Origin of the sequence: Vibrio sp. D420a (genome assembly GCF_030248625.1) — a bacterium.
GTDB classification, from domain to species: domain Bacteria; phylum Pseudomonadota; class Gammaproteobacteria; order Enterobacterales; family Vibrionaceae; genus Vibrio; species Vibrio fortis_A.
This window is the reverse complement of sequence record NZ_JAHGAN010000033.1, coordinates 38,017-55,960: the sequence shown is the minus strand read 5'-3', so window position 1 is coordinate 55,960 and position 17,944 is coordinate 38,017. Positions and strand designations below refer to the sequence as shown.

Genomic DNA, 17,944 nt, shown 5'->3' with positions numbered 1-17,944 from the left:
ACATTCCAACCACACAGTTCTGTGTGGTTTTTTTTTGCCTCAAGAACTTAATAAGCAACACAATTCTTATACATCTCAAATGATTGTTCCTGCTTTTAGTTTAGCGTTTATTTGAGCCTTAATAATCCGAAAGGTTCGATTCAATATCACACTTCTTATCACTGAGCGCTTTCTACCCGTGTCACGTTTATTTAAACGGCCGTTTGATTAAATTAACAACTTCTTTACAATGCATCAGGTCAGACCTCTCAAACTTAAGGAGAAACCATGGGCAAACAGGAAGTCAAAACTCGTTCGGGAGAGCGTGTTGCCGTTGTCGCTGGATTACGAACCCCATTCGCTCGCCAAAGTACAGAATTTAGTCAAGTGCCTGCGGTAGATCTAGGAAAAATGGTCGTGAGCGAAATGCTTGCGAGAACAGATATTGACCCTGCACTTATCGAGCAGGTGGTATTTGGCCAAGTGGTTCAAATGCCAGAAGCGCCAAACATCGCACGTGAGATTGTGTTGGGTACAGGAATGAACATTCACACTGATGCTTACAGTGTGACTCGTGCCTGTGCTACAAGCTTTCAAGCGGCGGCCAACGTTGCAGAAAGTATCATGGCAGGAACGATTGATGTGGGCATTGCGGGCGGTGCAGATTCGTCATCTGTTCTGCCGATTGGTGTGTCGAAGAAACTTGCGGCTAACCTTCTTGCTCTGAGCAAAACAAAAACGCTAGGCCAAAAACTAAAAATACTAAAAAGCCTGTCAGTGAAAGATCTCATGCCAGTTCCGCCAGCGGTCGCTGAGTATTCTACCGGCCTGTCTATGGGACAAACGGCTGAACAGATGGCAAAAACGCACGGTATTACGCGTGAAGAACAGGATGCGCTAGCACACCGCTCACATTCTCTTGCTTCTCAAGCTTGGAAAGACGGCAAGATTCAAGATGAAGTGATGACAGCTTTCCCTGCACCTTATAAGAAGTACATCTCAGAAGACAACAACATTCGCCATGAATCGACGCTAGAGGGCTATGCGAAGTTGCGTCCAGCCTTTGACCGTAAATACGGCAGTGTAACGGCAGCAAACGCGACACCACTAACCGACGGTGCAGCAGCAGTTATGTTAATGCGTGAAGGTAAGGCGAAAGAGCTTGGCTTAGAAGTGATGGGCTACATTCGTGGTTTTGCTTTCTCAGCAATCGGTGTTGAAACCGATATGCTGATGGGGCCAACTTACGCGACCTCAAAAGTGTTGGAGAATACAGGATTAGAGCTGTCTGATCTGACGCTTATTGATATGCACGAAGCCTTCGCAGCACAAGCTTTGGCGAACGTGAAAATGTTTGCAAGTGATGAATTTGCCCAGCAAAACCTTGGTCGAGGTAAAGCGATCGGTGAAATCGATATGGACAAGTTCAACGTCCTTGGTGGTTCCATCGCTTATGGCCACCCATTTGCAGCAACGGGTGCTCGTATGATGACGCAGACTCTGCGTGAGCTGAAACGTCGTGGTGGTGGTTTAGCGTTGAATACAGCGTGTGCCGCTGGTGGTCTTGGTGCAGCAATGATCTTGGAGGTAGAGTAATGTCTAATAATGCTGAAGTGAACACAGAAAACGAAGTTGCTATCAATAATGAATCAGCTCCAGCGTCAGCAGAGAAGGCGTTCTCGCTGAGCATCGATGATCAAAACATCGCTTGGTTGGCGATTGATGTTCCCAATGAAAAAATGAACACGCTACAGGCCGCCTTTGCTGAAGAGATGAAGAGCATCTTTGAACAGCTAAAAGAGAAACAGAGCAGCGTTAAAGGCCTGATTGTTCATTCCTTAAAACCTGACAATTTCATTGCTGGCGCCGACGTTCGAATGCTAGACGCGTGCACCAGCGCCAGTGAAGCTGAGTCATTAGCAAGACAAGGTCAGGAGATGTTCCAAGAGTTGTCTGACTTACCATATCCGGTAGTTGCTGCGATTCATGGTCCTTGCTTAGGTGGTGGTTTAGAGCTCGCTCTAGCATGTGACTACCGAGTTTGTACTGATTCAGACAAAACTCGCTTAGGTCTACCAGAAGTACAACTAGGCCTATTGCCAGGTTCTGGCGGTACTCAACGTTTGCCTCGCCTAATCGGCTTATTGCCATCGCTGGATCTTATCTTAACGGGTAAGCAGTTACGTGCGAAAAAGGCTAAGAAGCTAGGCGTTGTCGATGCCTGTGTGCCTGAAACGATTCTCCTAAAAGTGGCGAAAGACTTAGTTGAGAAGAACGCGGGTAGTAAGAAGGGCAAACGACTTGCGTCGAAGAGCCAAGCTTCGACTAAAGAGAAACTGATTTCTCGTAATGGCCTGGGTCGTAAGGTTATTTTCGAGCAAGCAGCGAAGAAAACGAACCAGAAAACACGCGGCAATTACCCAGCTGCTGACGCGATTCTTGACGTGATTCGTCATGGTTTAGAGAACGGTTTTGATAAAGGCTTGAAATACGAAGCGCAGCGTTTCTCTGAGCTAGTAATGAGTGATGAATCAAAAGCGCTTCGTTCAATTTTCTTCGCAACAACTGAGATGAAGAAGGAGCATGGTGCCGATGCTGAGCCAAATCGCGTTAACCGCGTGGGTGTTCTGGGTGGCGGTCTAATGGGTGCTGGTATCAGTCACGTAAGCGTTGCTAAAGCTAAGGTTCCAGTTCGTATTAAAGATGTTTCGAACGATGGTGTTCTGAACGCTTTGAATTACAACTACAAGCTGTTCAATAAGCAGAAGAAGCGCCGCATTCTGAGCCGTGCAGGTTTGGAAAGCAAAATGCTACAGCTATCAGGTGGTATCGATTTTACTAGCTTCAACCATATTGATGTAGTGATCGAGGCAGTATTCGAAGATCTGGATCTTAAGCAGAAGATGGTCGCGGATATCGAAGAAAATGCGAAGCCTGAAACCATCTTTGCAACTAACACCTCATCTCTACCAATCCATAAGATTGCAGAGAAAGCAGAGCGCCCTGAAAATGTTGTCGGTCTTCACTACTTCAGCCCTGCAGAAAAGATGCCATTGGTTGAGGTTATTCCTCACGAAGGGACGTCAGATCAGACTATCTCAACGGTGGTTGCTCTCGCGAAGAAGCAAGGCAAAACGCCTATCGTTGTGAAAGATAAAGCGGGCTTCTATGTAAACCGTATCCTAGCACCATACATGAACGAAGCTGCTCACCTTCTGCTAGCTAATGAGCCTATCGAAAAACTCGACAGTGCTCTGCTTGATTTCGGCTTCCCAGTAGGTCCAATTACTCTACTAGACGAAGTGGGCGTAGATATCGGCGCGAAAATCATGCCGATCCTTGTGAATGAGTTGGGTGACCGCTTCCAAGGTCCTGATGTGTTCGATGTTCTATTGAACGACAACCGTAAAGGGCGCAAGAGCGGCAAAGGTTTCTACACTTACAAAGGCAAGAAGAAAGAAGTCGACAAGTCAGTCTACAAACTTCTGAAGCTTCAGCCAGATCCTAAGTTGAGTGATAACGACATCGCAATGCGCTGTGTGCTGCCAATGCTAAATGAAGCTGTTCGTTGTCTAGATGAAGGCATCATCCGTAGCCCACGTGATGGTGATATCGGTGCTATCTTCGGTATCGGTTTCCCTCCTTTCCTAGGTGGTCCATTCCGTTACATGGATCAAATTGGTGTGAAGTCACTGGTTGAGATGATGAACGACTTTGCCGTGAAGTACGGCGATCGTTTCGCTCCGTGTGATGGTCTACTGACTCGCGCAGGTCTGGATGAGCCGTTCTATAAGTAGAGTGGTATAAACTCATGACAAAGCCCGCATACATTGACGATGCGGGCTTTTTGTTTGGTGCGTGCAGTAAGCAGATTCCCGACTCAGTTGTTCCTCCTTCTCGGGAATGACGGCAAAAGTTCATGAAAAATGACTTCATCTCCTAAAGCGACGAAGGAGCGTTGTAGGAGATCCCTTTTAGCGCGAGGCAGATCAAAAAAGGTTGATGCGCTAACATCAACCTTTGAGTCATACAGAGTAATTATTTAACCGAGCTCTGTATCTTTCGGGCGTAGCTGAAACTCTTCAATAGAACCAATCTCAACGCCCATTGAGAGCGAAGGTTCCTCTTGATGGGCATTGCCTTGTGCATGCATCACTAAACGGTTAGCGGTGCGTGGTTTTAGTTGGTTGACCACGAAGCGAATCATGTCGCTGCGTGATAACTCCTTGAGCTCTTCGAGAACTCGTTCACGCTGGTTGAAGTCGGTATCCTTGTTACCAATCGCAACCCAAAGGCGCTGAGCACGACCACGTAATGTTGTGTCGGGTGTCGATATCTGATTCCAAAGTCCACGCTTACTGCTGTGCCATTGATAGTCATTGAGCTCTAACAGCACCATGTAGAAGGCATTAAGAAACTCGTCGATAGATGCAATCAAGTCAACAGGGGCGGCATTAGGTGACTGTACATAGAGCACGATACCAGGGTGGCGATTGAGTGGCATGTTGCCAGTGCCAACCATATATCCGAGCTGCTGCTTGGTACGAATTTCATGGAAGAAGGTCGCCGACATTAAGTGGTTAGCTAAAGAGTAGAGAGCAATGCTTTGTGGTGAAATGTCGGGACATTGGTAGTAAACCACAATTGCGGAATCATCTTGATTGCACACCACTTCACGCTGGAAACTGCCATTTTCTCCAAGCATAACCAGTGGTCGCAATGACTCTTCATACGCTTGGTCTTTGACTCTTAGAGCATCTTTCAGTGATTCTGCCATCTGCAAGGCATCGTCTTGACGCCAATCACCGTAAACAAACATCTCGACATGTAGCTCAGCTAAAATAGCTTGAACAAATGACGAGAGCTCATCCACTTCAATGGTTTCTAGTGCTTCGATTAACACCGAATAGGGTGGGTTATTGGGTTGTAGTAACCCAGTCATTGCGTTAAATAGCTGCGAGATAGGGCGATCTTGCGACGCGTTGCTCCAGCTTCTAAGCAGTTGGCTCTTAATCGTTTCAAAGCGAGCAGGGCTGAACTGGCGAGAAGCAAAGCGCTCCAGAATCATATTTAGAAGCTGTGGTTGCTTACGGCTAAAGCCAGAAATCGTCAGTGTCACGCCGCCTTGATGGGTATACATGTTGTATCCCATTCCGGCAATTTCAGCTTGATATGTCTCTTTTTCGAGTGAATCTAAGAACATTTCGACGCACAATCGTGTCTTAACAATGTTCCTAGGACTTGCCACTGAGTGAGGGCTATCAATCGCGACGTACACCACGCCTTTTGGCACGCGAAACTCTGTGTCTTGCAGGTGCCACAATTTAAACCCGTCCAGTTCTTGTAGAAGAGTCGGATGAGTTTTTGTCTCTTCAAGCTCAGCCGGGTCTAGGTCGTAACAGATGAATGGGTTTTTACCCGGTAATTCAAACTCCCACCCAGGGTTAATGCATTGGAAAGATTGCTTCTGCTCTTTAGCGAAAGGTCGCACTGAGTAAGGCGTGAAGTACCATTTCGCTTGACGATCATACTCTAGTCCTTGAGCAATAAGCGTTGAGCGCATGTTGTCGACGGTGAAATGCTGGAGTAAAGAGAGCTGCAATGCTTCATCGTAACATTCCATTTTGTAGTCACCGTAGACCACGTCATGCTCTGGATAGTGCTGCATGTTCATCACAAGGTGGCTAACGACATCCATTGGACGAGCAGGCTCTTGGAAGCGGAATGCCGATTCGAGAACAGCGCGTTTTTCAAGATAGCGCCACTCTTGCATGCCTTCTTTTTCAATCAGCTTAATGTATTGAAATACCGCTTGGGTGATCTCATCAACTTTCGTTAAGCCTTCGACAGAGAGAGAGCAGCTCACCGTGAAATCACGGTAATTACTGCCACTGGCTCCACCGCCAGCAGAAAGCGAAGTGATCCAGCCTTTCTCTTTCAACTGCATCATCAGGCTGCCTTCACCTTCATAGCCCAATAAATGTGCAAAGAAGGAGAGAGGCTTAATGCTGTAATGTTCATCCATGCTTGGCATCGGGAAGGTCAGTATCAGTTTGCGAATCTCTTTAATCGGTTCTACAAACACCTGAACGCCAGTGCTTTCTGGGCCAACAATAGAAACGTCGACTTTCTTCCCTTGTCGCTGATGATTAACAATGCCGCTGAATCTTTGCTCAACCCAGCTCTGCATCTGGTCGAGAGGTTGATTGCCCGACAAGGTTAGCGTCATTAAATCGGCGGAATATTGTTGTTGGTGGAAGTCCAGGATCTCTTGGCGAATGGTTTGTCCGTTTCTATCGCCTAGCGTTTCAATGTTACCGACAGAAAACTTGGCGAAAGGGTGCTCAGGGTTGACCAACTCTTTGGTCACTTGATAGAGGCGTCGCGAGTCGTCGCTGAGCTTCATTTTGTATTCAGAATCAACTGCTTGGCGTTCTTTATCAAGGGCTTCTTCATTGAATAACGGAGCCGTGAAAAACTGGCTGAAGCGGTCGAGCGCATTTTTAAACGCATCTAACTCGACATCGAAAAAGAAACAGGTATGTTCTGTGCCAGTCCAAGCATTATTGCTGCCACCATGTTGGCTAATAAAACTTTGGAACTCTCCGACCTTTGGATACTTTTCAGTTCCCAAAAAAAGCATATGCTCTAGGTAATGAGCCAAACCTTCTCGATCACTTGGGTCATCGAAGTGCCCGACATTGACCGCTAATGCGGCGGCGGCTTTTTGAGCGTGTTGGTCATGAACAAGCAACACTCTTAAGCCATTATTAAGCGTTAAGTAGCGGTATTGGTGTTCGTCGTTTGGGCTTAGATGCACACGCGTGTCTCCAGAGAAGGTAGTGTTTAAATTATGTACCCGATGTAAATCGGTGCAAACCTTGTAATCCTATTTTGGGATATGAAGAGCTTTTTGTTGCTTTTGAAATCGATTTTATCGATTTTTATCAGTGATTTATTTTCTTTTAATAAGATTGTTAAGAAAGTCGAACTCTTTGGCAAGTGACTTGGTATAATTATTTACAACGAACAAAGTTTCTATAACTTTAGAGTCACCCCTAAGTAGCGTTCAGGCGGTCGATTGATTGCTAAGCTTTTAACGGCTACATAGACAGGATAGAACATGAAAGTATTCATTATGCGTCACGGTGAAGCAGAGCATTTTGCAAACACTGATGCAGAGCGTGCGCTCACTAAGCGTGGTAAGAAGTTATCGCTTGCAGTAGCCCAAGCTGCTGCAGAACAAGGCGTAACTCATTTTGATAAAGTATTGGTTAGCCCATACTTGAGAGCGCAAGAGACTTGGTTAGAGATCTCTGAAGTGTTTTCTGGCAATAAGGTAGAAACGAGCGAAGACATCACCCCTTATGGTGTGTCCGACCAAGTTTTTGATTACACCATTGCGATGGCTGAGGTTGAAAACCTAGAAAGTGTGTTGTTTGTGTCGCACTTGCCATTGGTCGGGTATTTAACGGCAGAGTTTGCCACTGGTATGACGCCACCTATGTTCCCAACGTCGGGATTGGTCTGTATCGATTTTGATTTAGAGACCAAAAAAGGTGAGCTAGCTTGGAATATTAATCCTTAATCGGTTATCTCCAAATTAAGCTATTCGCCAAAAGTCGAATAACGAAAAGGCACATCGTCGGATGTGCCTTTTTTGTATCTCAATGAGTGTGGCTATGCTTCACTGCATCTTTGCGTCTTAACGTTGATTACGATTAGAGGCGTTACTTCTCAGGGATAGAGAGCAGAACTAACAGTGCACCGTTACCGCCGAACTCTAATGGAGCTTGGTGGAACGCAAGCACATCCGGATGTTGAGCCAGCCACAAAGGCACTTTTTCTTTTAGAATGTGCTTACCAATGCCGTGCTGCACAGAAGCACAAGAGACGCCTTCTTTAACACAGTGAGCAATCATGGCGCCTAATTCACGCTTGGCTTCTTGTTGAGTCATGCCGTGCATATCGAGATAGACATCCGGCACATAGACGCCACGACGCAGCCTTTTGACTTCGTACTTAGACACATCATCACGCGCGTAACGAGTTGGGCCATCTTCACTTAGATGAGGGATGAACTCGTCCGAAAAATAAAACTCGCTGTCACTGGCTTGTCTGGCTGTTCGCGTAATTTCTTTTTGTTTGGTATTTCTTTTTGGCTGCTGGATTATGGTATCCTGTTGCAACTTTTTCACGCCCTTTACTGCTTCACTGAACAGGGCGAAATCGTCATCGAGATCGGTGTCTTTTTTGCTCATCAGGTTATAAGTTCTAAATTGAAACGTAATTAGCAGTATTGTAGCGCTTTTCGGAGATGATTTTGGATAAGATTTTTGTAGAAGAAGCGGTATCAGAACTACACACGCTTCAAGATGTGATTCGTTGGACTGTTAGCCGCTTTAATGCAGCGGGCCTATTTTATGGTCACGGCACAGATAATGCGTGGGATGAGGCGGTACAACTTATTTTACCAACCCTTTATCTGCCGATTGACGTTCCTTCGCACGTATTGAACTCTCGCCTAACCAGCAGTGAGCGTCTACGTATCGTTGAGCGCGTTATTAAACGAATCAATGAGCGTACACCTACTGCTTACCTAACCAACAAAGCATGGTTCTGTGGTCTTGAGTTCTTCGTTGATGAGCGTGTGCTAGTGCCTCGTTCTCCAATCGGTGAGCTGATCGAAGCGCAATTCCAGCCGTGGTTGACTGAAGAGCCGACTCGCATCATGGACCTATGTACTGGTAGTGGCTGTATTGCGATTGCTTGTGCACATGCATTCCCTGAAGCAGAAGTGGATGCGATTGATATCTCTACCGATGCATTGCAAGTTGCAGAGCAGAACGTTCAAGACCACGGCATGGAGCAGCAAGTGTTCCCAATCCGTTCGGATCTGTTCCGCGATCTGCCAAAAGAGAAGTACAACCTGATCGTATCGAACCCACCATACGTGGATGAAGAAGATATGAACAGCCTTCCAGATGAATTCACTCATGAGCCTGAGCTAGGCCTAGCTGCGGGTACTGACGGCCTGAAGTTGGTTCGTCGTATTCTAGCTAACGCACCAGATTACCTAACGGACGAAGGCATCCTTATCTGTGAAGTGGGCAACTCGATGGTTCACATGATGGAACAGTACCCACACATTCCATTCACTTGGATTGAGTTCGAAAATGGTGGTCACGGCGTATTCATGATCACACGCGCTCAGATGCTTGAGCACGCTGATGAGTTCTCTATCTACAAAGACTAATTAGCAGAACTACGAATCTAAAGCCGCGCTGAACAGCGCGGCTTTTTTGTTTTTGGCGAGTCATGCTTGGTTTATCCCTATCTTTGAATAAAGACTTTGCTATTTGTCCTTAGGGTGGACGATTACACCGTATGGCGAAGGTTTTTGCGAAGGTAAGTCCCGTTCAGCGATAGAGAAAGCAACGTGGTGAAGTTGATCAAGTTGCACATCTGATTCATATTGGAGCTTAAAATTTATATTCAAGGGCGTGTTGACCTTTCGAGCTGGTTTTTGCAGCGAGTTGCTGGGTATTTATACAAGGCAGAGGCTTTGAGGTGTAGCTAGCCTACATGAGAAGCCGATAACGTAGTAGAAATGACCAGCAAACGCTGCCCGAAGGGTTCGGCTAAAAGCGTTTTACTCTTTGTTGAGGGAGATTTGCTTAGAATGACTAGGCTACTTCTCCCTCGCCGCGATTAAAACGCTTTTATCTCGAACAAAATTCAACCACGAAAGGTCAACACGCCCTAGTGAGTTACGGAGGATTCACGATGAGTTTTGATATTTGGGTTTATTACTTTCTTGCCGTATTGGTGTTAACAGCATCACCAGGACCAAGTTCTTTGTTGTGTATGACGAAGGCGGTGCAATCAGGTTTTAGGCTTTCAGTTTTTACCGCCCTTGGTAGCTTAACGGCGATTACCTCAATCTTAACCCTGTCTTTTACTGGGCTTGGCGTCATCATCGCTTCGTCTGAGGTCGTGTTTAACATCATCAAATGGACGGGTGCTGCCTATCTTATTTATTTAGGTTGGAAGTCACTGCGTTCAAATCAACAGAGTTATCAGCTTGATGAACAAGGAGAGGAAGGCAGTAAGCAAAACAAAGGCACTTACCTACAACATTACCTAAGCGGTTTTATTGTAGGAGCGAGTAACCCTAAAGCTATCTTGTTCTTTACCGCTCTTTTCCCGCAGTTTATTGACCCAACAGCAGCATTGTTTCCGCAGTTTGTCGTATTTGCGACGACCTTCGCTGTGATGGAGCTATCTTGGTTACTTATGTATGCCTATCTTGGAGCTAAATCATCTAACTGGTTGTTTGCGAAGGGCAGAGCCAAGATGTTTAATCGAGTGACTGGTGGTGTATTTATTGGTGCTGGAGCGCTTCTATCGACTACAACGCGTGCTTAAAGCATAAGAAATCTCAATTGTTACGTAAATTTCTTGATGCTGTAATAAAAAGTTAATATTAATGTGCTTGCCGATTTCGGCTGCTTGTCGATATATTGTATATACACGGTATATATAGTTAAGGAGCGCATTTATGCAGCATCAAGAAATGATTCAACACTCTCATTTTGGCGTTATCGGTCGTACTTGGCTTTTCGCATCGGTTTCTCTAGTCGCTATTCTAGCTCTAATCTAATTAGGTTTACGCAACTCGAAAATTGTTATGAATAACTCTTTTTCACGATCTTATCGCTCAATCTTATCTAAACATTAAACGTGGCTTTCTACCTTAGCAATCAAACCGCCAAGACCCAGTAGTTAGCCACTCAACCTTTCCAGAAGTTGTTACCAAACTGTGATAATCTGACACTACTATTTGATCAAAGTGTGTCGTTATGTCTATTTGGGACCATCTCTCTTTTAACAATCGATTCGTCGAACTGCCGCAAACCTTTTACTCTCGTGTTGATCCAACGCCGTTATTGAACCCTCGCTGGCTTGCGTGGAACAACACTTTGGCAACGGAACTTGGTTTTCCTTCTGTGGACGGAACTCGGAGCCTCGATGCAGATCTCTTGAATTCACTGTCCGGTTTAATCGACAACGAAAACTTTGACCCTATTGCGATGAAGTATGCGGGCCATCAATTTGGCGCTTACAACCCAGATCTTGGTGATGGAAGAGGACTACTCTTATCTCAAATTGTCGCTAAAAGTGGTGAAACGTTCGACTTACACCTTAAAGGTGCAGGTAAAACTCCCTATTCGCGTATGGGTGATGGGCGTGCGGTTATCCGCTCGACAGTTCGTGAGTACCTTTGCAGTGAAGCGATGGCTGGGCTGAATATCCCAACCACACGTGCACTCGCCATGATGATCAGTGACACGCCGGTGTACCGTGAAAAGCAGGAGAAAGGTGCGCTGCTATTGCGTGTATCTGAATCTCATATTCGCTTTGGCCATTTTGAATATCTGTTTTACACCAATCAACTTGCAGAGCAAAAGCTATTGGCTGATAAGGTGATTGAGTGGCACTTCCCAGAATGCCTAAACGAAGAAAAGCCTTACGCGGCGATGTTCAATCAGATCGTTGACCGCACTGCGGAGATGATTGCTTTATGGCAGGCGAATGGTTTTGCCCACGGTGTCATGAATACCGACAACATGTCGATCATTGGCCAGACGTTTGATTACGGCCCGTTCGCATTTATGGATGAGTATAATTCTCGCCTTATTTGTAATCATTCGGACTATCAAGGTCGCTACGCATTCAATCAACAGCCTCGTATTGGTATGTGGAACTTGTCTGCACTAGCGCATGCGCTATCTCCTCTGATTGAGCGAGCTGATTTAGAAGGTGCGCTTGAGATGTACGAACCTCAAATGAATGGCTATTTTAGTCAGCTTATGCGTAGAAAGCTCGGGCTGTTATCGAAACAAGAAGGAGACAGTCGTCTGTTCGAGTCTATGTTCGAGCTGATGTCGCAAAACCGCGTCGATTATCCTCGATTCTTCAGAACTCTATCGGATCTCGATACGCAATCTGAGCAAGAGGTGATTGATCTAGTCATCGACCGCGAAGCAGCCAAACTTTGGGTCGATAGTTACCTTAAGCGCTGTGAACTAGAACAGGAAACTACCGAAGAGCGCTGTCAAAAGATGCGTGCAATCAATCCGAAATATGTACTGCGTAACTACTTAGCTCAATTGGCAATTGATAAAGCGGAAGAGGGCGATAGCAGTGTGGTTGATGCATTAATGGTTGTGCTCGCCGATCCATATGCCGAACATCCTGACTATCAATATTTGGCTGCTCTGCCTCCTGAGTGGGGCAAGGAGATGGAGATCAGCTGTTCGTCTTAGTGCAGTCCATCACTAGAAATGCAGATAGAGGTTATCTAGTTGTGATCTCTATCTGTTCATTGTTCTAATTTTACAGACATATCAATAATCAAAAACTCGACCTGCCTATACACTATGTGAATAAGTTGTAAATTTTATAGGTTTGGGCGATGCCAACAAATACTCGAATTCTCGTGGTGGATGATGATCAAGAAATCCGCGAGTTGCTGGAAGAGTACCTCTCAAAATCGGGCTTCGATGTCTCTTCGGTTGGAGATGGGGCGGAACTAGACATTCACCTTCAGAGTCAAAGTTACCCTGATCTGATTCTTCTTGATGTAATGCTTCCTGGGGACGATGGTTTCACTTTGTGCCAGCGCGTTCGTAAAAATTCCAATGTGCCTATCATAATGCTGACTGCGGTATCGGACGAAACCGATCAGATCATTGGTTTGGAAATTGGTGCCGATGATTATATCGCCAAACCTTTTAGCCCGCGCCAATTAATGGCTCGCATCAAAGCTCTGTTACGCCGTGTTCAAGTGGTTGATGACAAGCCGAGTGATGCATTGCCTAAACAGATCATCTTTGGTGATTGGACGCTCGATACACTTGCGCACCGAATCTCTCACAACGAGAGCGCTGAAGAGATGGACTTGTCGGGCAGTGATTTCTCACTGTTAATGCTATTCCTAACTCGCCCCAATGAAGTGCTAGACCGAGATACCATCTCTTTTGCGACCAGAGGACGTGAAGCGCTGCCTTTTGAGCGTGGCATTGACGTTCAATTAAGTCGTTTGCGAAGCCGACTGGGTGATAGCGCTAAATACCCACATTACATCAAAACCATGCGTGGCAACGGTTATATCTTGGCTGTACCTGTGCACTATGAGCACTGAGTAAGAAGAACTGCGTATGAAGTGGTTGAGAAGTTTAAAGCCAAATTCCTTGGTTGCTCGAACCTTGCTTTTGACCTTGTTAGCAGTCGTCATCGCACAAGGCATTGCAACGTCGATTTGGTATAGCGAATCTAAACAAAAAGAGCTAGAAGGTATTCGTTCTGCCTCATCGAGCATGGCGAACATGTTTGCTTCAACAGTGACTTTCTTCCAGTCTTTGCCCGTCAAATATCGCCACATCGTGTTAGACCAAATCCGCAATATGGGCGGGACGCGATTCTTCGTCTCTTTTAATAAAGAGGCATTGATTGTTGAACCAATCCCCGATACTCGTTTAAAAACCGCATCGATAGAAGCGATAGAGAGTGTCTTGAGTAGCAAGCTCAATAAGGTGGAGTCGGTGCGCGTCGATTTCTCTCGCCCAGAACATCTTCGCTTGCTTAAAAATGATATCTACTTGAGCGATCTCCCGCGATCTTGGGCGCATCATACCTTAACGTTAGAGCCTCTTAATCCGCCGATTTTGGTTGTTCAGATCGAGCTAGCCAGTCACGAATGGGTCTACATTGCAGCGCTGTTGCCAGCTCCCTACGTCAAACTGGATGACACTATTCTTGGTCGTGAGCAGGTGATCTTCTTGCTCTCATCAACGTTGATTCTACTGGTGTTGACCTACTTGATGATTCGCCGCCAAGTGCGCCCGCTTAAAAAGCTCGCAAGAGCCGCTAACGAGATGAGCATGGATATTCAGCAACCGCCGCTTAACGAGGAGGGGGCGACTGAATTGGTCACGGCAACTCGGGCGTTTAATCGCATGCAGCAACGTATTCGTCGTTATGTGGCCGATAGAGAACATCTCTTCTCAGCTATCTCTCATGATTTAAAGACACCGATTACTCGGCTTAGGCTAAGAGCTGAGCTGTTGGAAAGTGAAGTTAAGAAAGAGAAGTTCAATAAGGATCTGGATGAGCTAGAGATGATGGTTAAAGGTGCTCTGCAAGCAGTAAGAGATACAGATCTTCACGAAAACAACGCCATTATCGACCTTAATGACATGGTTGCTTCGGTTATTGAATCGCATAACCAGCATCAAACCTTAGTAGAGTTTGAACCTATTGTGGTTGAGCCATTAGTCGCTAAACCATTAGCGATTAAACGTGTGCTGACCAATCTTATCGACAATGCAGTGAAATACGGCACATCCGCTAAGGTCGATATCAGTAGTGATTCTGTGTGGGTAATCGTGACGATTCAGGACCACGGTAAAGGAATTCCAGAAAACAAACTTGAGTTGGTGTTTGAACCCTACTTTAGGCTTGCTACCGACGACCAAGGGCACGGTTTAGGGCTCGGAATCTGTCGAAATATCCTGCACGGACACGGCGGAGATCTCATTATTCGCAACTCCCCTCAAGGTGGCTTAGAAGCCAAAGTCTATATCCCACGTGGTCTAGAAGTGTAATGTAACAATTGTGTTACATTGAGCTTACCTTTTGTTTCAATCTTATAAATCAGAATAAGTAGACTCTTTATTGAACCGGGCGTCGAGTCCGCTAAACATGGAAGATTATAATGAAAATCAATAAAACCCTACTTACTCTATCTCTTCTTGCTGCCTCAACATTTTCTCAAGCTGGTGAAGTGGAAGTGCTTCACTGGTGGACTGCTGGCGGTGAAGCTAAGTCCGCCGCAGTACTTAAAGAGATGATTGAAGAACAAGGTCATACTTGGAAAGATTTCGCTGTTGCTGGTGGCGGCGGTGAAAGTGCAATGACCGTTTTAAAAACACGAGCAGTATCTGGTAATCCGCCATCTGCCGCGCAGATCAAAGGTCATGATATTCAGGAGTGGGGTGGTTTAGGTTTTCTAACGTCTCTCGATGCAACCGCGAAACAAGAAAAGTGGGATGACTTACTGCCCGCTGTTGTCACCAAAGTGATGAAATGGGACGGCGAGTACGTAGCGGTTCCTGTGAACGTTCACCGTGTTAACTGGCTTTGGGCAAACCCAGAAGTGCTCGAAAAATCAGGTGTGACGGTTCCAACCACATTAGATGAGTTCTTTGTCGCTGCCGACAAGATCAAAGCAGCAGGTTTCATCCCTCTAGCGCACGGCGGTCAACCTTGGCAAGACGCGACAGTCTTCGAGGCCGTGGCACTTGATGTACTTGGCAGTGAAGATTACAACAAAGCGTTCGTTGATCTAGATATGGACGTCTTATCTGGCGACAAAATGGTGGAAGTATTCACCAAGTTCAAAAAGATGCGTGACTACATCGACAGCAACTCTCCAGGTCGTGACTGGAACGTAGCAACTTCAATGGTTATCAATGGTGAAGCGGCAATGCAGATCATGGGTGACTGGGCGAAGGGCGAGTTTACCGCAGCAGGCAAAGTGCCAGGTAAAGATTACATCTGTGCACCAGCTCCGGGCACTGACGGCCTATTTACTTTCAATATCGATAGCTTTGCCTTCTTTGAGCTAGGCGATAAAGAGAATCAAAAAGCGCAACAAGATCTTGCGAAAACCATTCTTACTAAAGACTTCCAAGAGGTCTTCAACCTAAACAAAGGCTCTATCCCAGTGCGTCTTGATATGGATATGTCTAAGTTCGACCAATGTGCGTTGGATTCAATGGCAACCTTTAAAGCGAGTGCGGAATCTGGCGACCTTGTTCCGAGTATGGCTCACGGTCTAGCAACGACAAGCTATGCCCAAGGCGCTATCTATGACGTTGTGACCAACTTCTTCAATGAGAAAGATGCTGATCCTAAAGAGGCAGCAGCTAAGTTAGCGAAAGCAGTAAAAGCCGCTATCTAATCTCATTTGGTCTAGTACCAAACCCCCAGGGTGGGTAGGTTCGTAGGGAGCCTATCCGCTCTTCACCTCAATTCTGATATGCGTGATGCTGATGTGGTGCCGAGAGGTAAGCCATTGGCTCAATTGTGCAACAAGGAAAAGTTATGGAGCATGTTTTGACTGAGTCGACTCCAAAACCGACAAGGAGCCAGCCTGCACCAAAGCCCAGTTTTGCTGACAGGTTACAACATTGGTTACCTAAGATTGTGCTGGCACCGACCGCGTTGGTGACTGTGGTATGTATCTACGGCTACATATTCTGGACGGCAGCGTTGTCGTTTACTAATTCTCGATTTCTACCGAGCTTCAATTTTGTAGGCTTTGCTCAATATGAAAAGCTGATGGAGAATGACCGCTGGATCACCTCAATCACCAACCTCGGCGTGTTTGGGATCCTATTCATGGTGATTGCTATCGTCTTGGGTGTCGGTTTGGCGATTTTGCTTGATCAAAACATCCGACAAGAAGGCGCGATTCGTACCATCTATCTTTACCCAATGGCACTGTCATTCATCGTGACGGGTACAGCGTGGAAGTGGATTCTGAATCCGGGTCTAGGCATTGAAAAGCTGATGCAAGATTGGGGCTTTACCGACTTTAAATTTGACTGGTTGGTCGACTCTGAAATGGCGGTCTACACCTTAGTGATTGCCGCACTTTGGCAGTCGTCAGGCTTTGTGATGGCGATGTTCTTAGCTGGCCTGCGTGGTATCGACTCTTCCATCATTAAAGCGGCGCAAATTGACGGTGCAAGCTTACCCACTATTTATCTCAAGATCATTTTACCTTGCTTGCGACCTGTGGTTTTCAGCGCAGTGATCATTACTTCACACATTGCGATTAAGAGTTTCGACCTTGTGACAGCAATGACGGCAGGTGGCCCGGGCTATTCATCGGATCTTCCAGCGCTATTTATGTATGCACACTCATTTACACGCGGACAAATCGGCCTCGGTGCTGCCAGTGCGATGATGATGCTAGCCGGTATTCTAGCGATTCTGGTGCCTTATCTTTACTCTGAGCTTAGGGAGAAAAAGTCATGATGAACAACATCAACTTTGCTCGAATGTTTATCTATTCGGCGCTGCTTTTCTTCTGCTTGGTTTACCTAATGCCGCTGTTCGTAATGGTACTGACCTCATTCAAAACCTTGCCAGATATTAAGGCAGGTAACTTGATGAGTTTACCCAAAGAGTGGGTGTTCGATGCTTGGTATAAAGCGTGGGACAGCGCCTGTACTGGCGTGAAGTGTGAAGGGGTAAAAGGCTATTTCTGGAACTCGTTCCAAATGGTGATTCCTGCGGTGGCTATCTCAACCCTACTCGGCGCATTCAATGGCTACGTGGTCACTAAGTGGCAGTTCCGTGGTTCAAACCTGTTCTTTAGTTTACTGTTGTTCGGCTGCTTCATTCCATTCCAAGTGGTGCTGTTACCAATGGCTACAGTGCTGGGCAAGATGGGTTTAGCAAACACCACCGTGGGTTTGGTCATTGTGCACGTTATCTACGGCATGGCGTTTACGACTCTGTTTTTCCGTAACTTCTACATCTCGATTCCTGATGAGTTGATCAAAGCGGCAAAACTGGATGGTGCGGGCTTCTTTACCATCTTCTTTAAGATCTTATTACCGATCTCAACACCGATCATCATGGTGACCGTGATTTGGCAGTTTACCGCTATCTGGAACGATTTCTTATTCGGGGTGGTGTATTCAGGCTCAGAGACACAGCCTATCACCGTAGCACTAAACAACTTAGTCAACACCAGTACGGGCGTTAAAGAGTACAACGTCGATATGGCTGCTGCGATCATCGCCGCACTGCCAACATTGTTGGTGTATGTCTTCGCAGGAAAATACTTTGTTCGTGGCCTAACGGCAGGATCAGTAAAAGGATAATT

At 46.1% G+C, this 17,944-nt stretch carries 13 protein-coding genes; 11 read left to right on the top strand and 2 right to left on the bottom strand.

Annotated features, from left to right (window positions below):
- Positions 1-267 precede the first annotated feature (267 nt).
- Entirely contained in the window at positions 268-1,575 is a 1,308-nt protein-coding gene (fadI, locus tag KI743_RS20460; protein ID WP_032549624.1) for an acetyl-CoA C-acyltransferase FadI, read from the top strand.
- The gene (gene fadJ / locus KI743_RS20455; RefSeq protein ID WP_285467963.1) at positions 1,575-3,776 is read left to right on the top strand and encodes a fatty acid oxidation complex subunit alpha FadJ; all 2,202 of its coding nucleotides are present in this window, start codon (positions 1,575-1,577) and stop codon (positions 3,774-3,776) included. Before fadI ends, fadJ begins: the two co-directional genes overlap by 1 nt.
- A 245-nt stretch (positions 3,777-4,021) precedes the next feature.
- Here the strand turns inward: fadJ and KI743_RS20450 are convergent, their stop codons facing one another.
- Positions 4,022-6,799 carry an insulinase family protein gene (locus KI743_RS20450; protein ID WP_285467962.1) on the bottom strand — a complete coding sequence of 926 codons (2,778 nt, stop codon included), beginning with the start codon at positions 6,797-6,799 and terminating at the stop codon, positions 4,022-4,024.
- A gap of 303 nt (positions 6,800-7,102) precedes the next feature.
- Between KI743_RS20450 and sixA the strand changes: the two genes are divergently transcribed.
- The gene (sixA, locus tag KI743_RS20445; protein ID WP_150895475.1) at positions 7,103-7,567 is read left to right on the top strand and encodes a phosphohistidine phosphatase SixA; all 465 of its coding nucleotides are present in this window, start codon (positions 7,103-7,105) and stop codon (positions 7,565-7,567) included.
- A 142-nt stretch (positions 7,568-7,709) separates the two neighbouring features.
- On the opposite strand, the gene smrB is transcribed toward sixA, so the two are convergent.
- Positions 7,710-8,240: an endonuclease SmrB gene (gene smrB / locus KI743_RS20440; protein ID WP_032549621.1), complete on the bottom strand. Its 531-nt coding sequence runs from the start codon at positions 8,238-8,240 to the stop codon at positions 7,710-7,712.
- Between the two features lie 62 nt (positions 8,241-8,302).
- Between smrB and prmB the strand changes: the two genes are divergently transcribed.
- The 8 genes from prmB to KI743_RS20400 all read left to right on the top strand — a co-directional run bounded on the left by prmB (position 8,303) and on the right by KI743_RS20400 (position 17,942).
- Positions 8,303-9,235, top strand: a complete 933-nt coding sequence (gene prmB, locus KI743_RS20435) for a 50S ribosomal protein L3 N(5)-glutamine methyltransferase (RefSeq protein ID WP_150895473.1) — start codon at positions 8,303-8,305, stop codon at positions 9,233-9,235.
- A gap of 530 nt (positions 9,236-9,765) precedes the next feature.
- Positions 9,766-10,407, top strand: a complete 642-nt coding sequence (locus KI743_RS20430) for a LysE family translocator (protein WP_032549620.1) — start codon at positions 9,766-9,768, stop codon at positions 10,405-10,407.
- 434 nt (positions 10,408-10,841) lie between these two features.
- Positions 10,842-12,308 (top strand): protein adenylyltransferase SelO, encoded by a 1,467-nt coding sequence (locus tag KI743_RS20425; protein WP_285467958.1) that lies wholly within the window; start codon positions 10,842-10,844, stop codon positions 12,306-12,308.
- 149 nt (positions 12,309-12,457) lie between these two features.
- Complete coding sequence (locus KI743_RS20420) at positions 12,458-13,186, top strand: response regulator (RefSeq protein WP_285467957.1); 729 nt, start codon at positions 12,458-12,460, stop codon at positions 13,184-13,186.
- Positions 13,187-13,202: 16 nt separating this feature from the next.
- Positions 13,203-14,648 (top strand): ATP-binding protein, encoded by a 1,446-nt coding sequence (locus KI743_RS20415; RefSeq protein ID WP_285467956.1) that lies wholly within the window; start codon positions 13,203-13,205, stop codon positions 14,646-14,648.
- Between the two features lie 110 nt (positions 14,649-14,758).
- A complete protein-coding gene (locus KI743_RS20410) occupies positions 14,759-16,006 on the top strand; it encodes an ABC transporter substrate-binding protein (RefSeq protein WP_285467955.1) in 1,248 nt (415 codons plus the stop codon).
- Between the two features lie 143 nt (positions 16,007-16,149).
- Positions 16,150-17,088: a carbohydrate ABC transporter permease gene (locus KI743_RS20405; protein WP_004739913.1), complete on the top strand. Its 939-nt coding sequence runs from the start codon at positions 16,150-16,152 to the stop codon at positions 17,086-17,088.
- Positions 17,085-17,942, top strand: coding sequence for a carbohydrate ABC transporter permease (locus KI743_RS20400; protein WP_150871506.1), 858 nt, complete (start codon positions 17,085-17,087; stop codon positions 17,940-17,942). The genes KI743_RS20405 and KI743_RS20400 overlap by 4 nt, the downstream gene beginning before the upstream one ends.
- The last annotated feature ends 2 nt before the right edge of the window (positions 17,943-17,944 follow it).

Excerpts from the sequence above, each read along its gene's own strand:
- smrB (WP_032549621.1), bottom strand. The coding sequence starts at position 8,240 with ATGAGCAAAAAAGACACCGATCTCGATGACGATTTCGCCCTGTTCAGT.
- KI743_RS20430 (WP_032549620.1), top strand. The coding sequence starts at position 9,766 with ATGAGTTTTGATATTTGGGTTTATTACTTTCTTGCCGTATTGGTGTTA.
- KI743_RS20425 (WP_285467958.1), top strand. The coding sequence starts at position 10,842 with ATGTCTATTTGGGACCATCTCTCTTTTAACAATCGATTCGTCGAACTG.
- KI743_RS20415 (WP_285467956.1), top strand. The coding sequence starts at position 13,203 with ATGAAGTGGTTGAGAAGTTTAAAGCCAAATTCCTTGGTTGCTCGAACC.
- KI743_RS20405 (WP_004739913.1), top strand. The coding sequence starts at position 16,150 with ATGGAGCATGTTTTGACTGAGTCGACTCCAAAACCGACAAGGAGCCAG.
- KI743_RS20400 (WP_150871506.1), top strand. The coding sequence starts at position 17,085 with ATGATGAACAACATCAACTTTGCTCGAATGTTTATCTATTCGGCGCTG.
- fadJ (WP_285467963.1), top strand. The coding sequence starts at position 1,575 with ATGTCTAATAATGCTGAAGTGAACACAGAAAACGAAGTTGCTATCAAT.
- KI743_RS20420 (WP_285467957.1), top strand. The coding sequence starts at position 12,458 with ATGCCAACAAATACTCGAATTCTCGTGGTGGATGATGATCAAGAAATC.
- sixA (WP_150895475.1), top strand. The coding sequence starts at position 7,103 with ATGAAAGTATTCATTATGCGTCACGGTGAAGCAGAGCATTTTGCAAAC.
- fadI (WP_032549624.1), top strand. The coding sequence starts at position 268 with ATGGGCAAACAGGAAGTCAAAACTCGTTCGGGAGAGCGTGTTGCCGTT.
- KI743_RS20410 (WP_285467955.1), top strand. The coding sequence starts at position 14,759 with ATGAAAATCAATAAAACCCTACTTACTCTATCTCTTCTTGCTGCCTCA.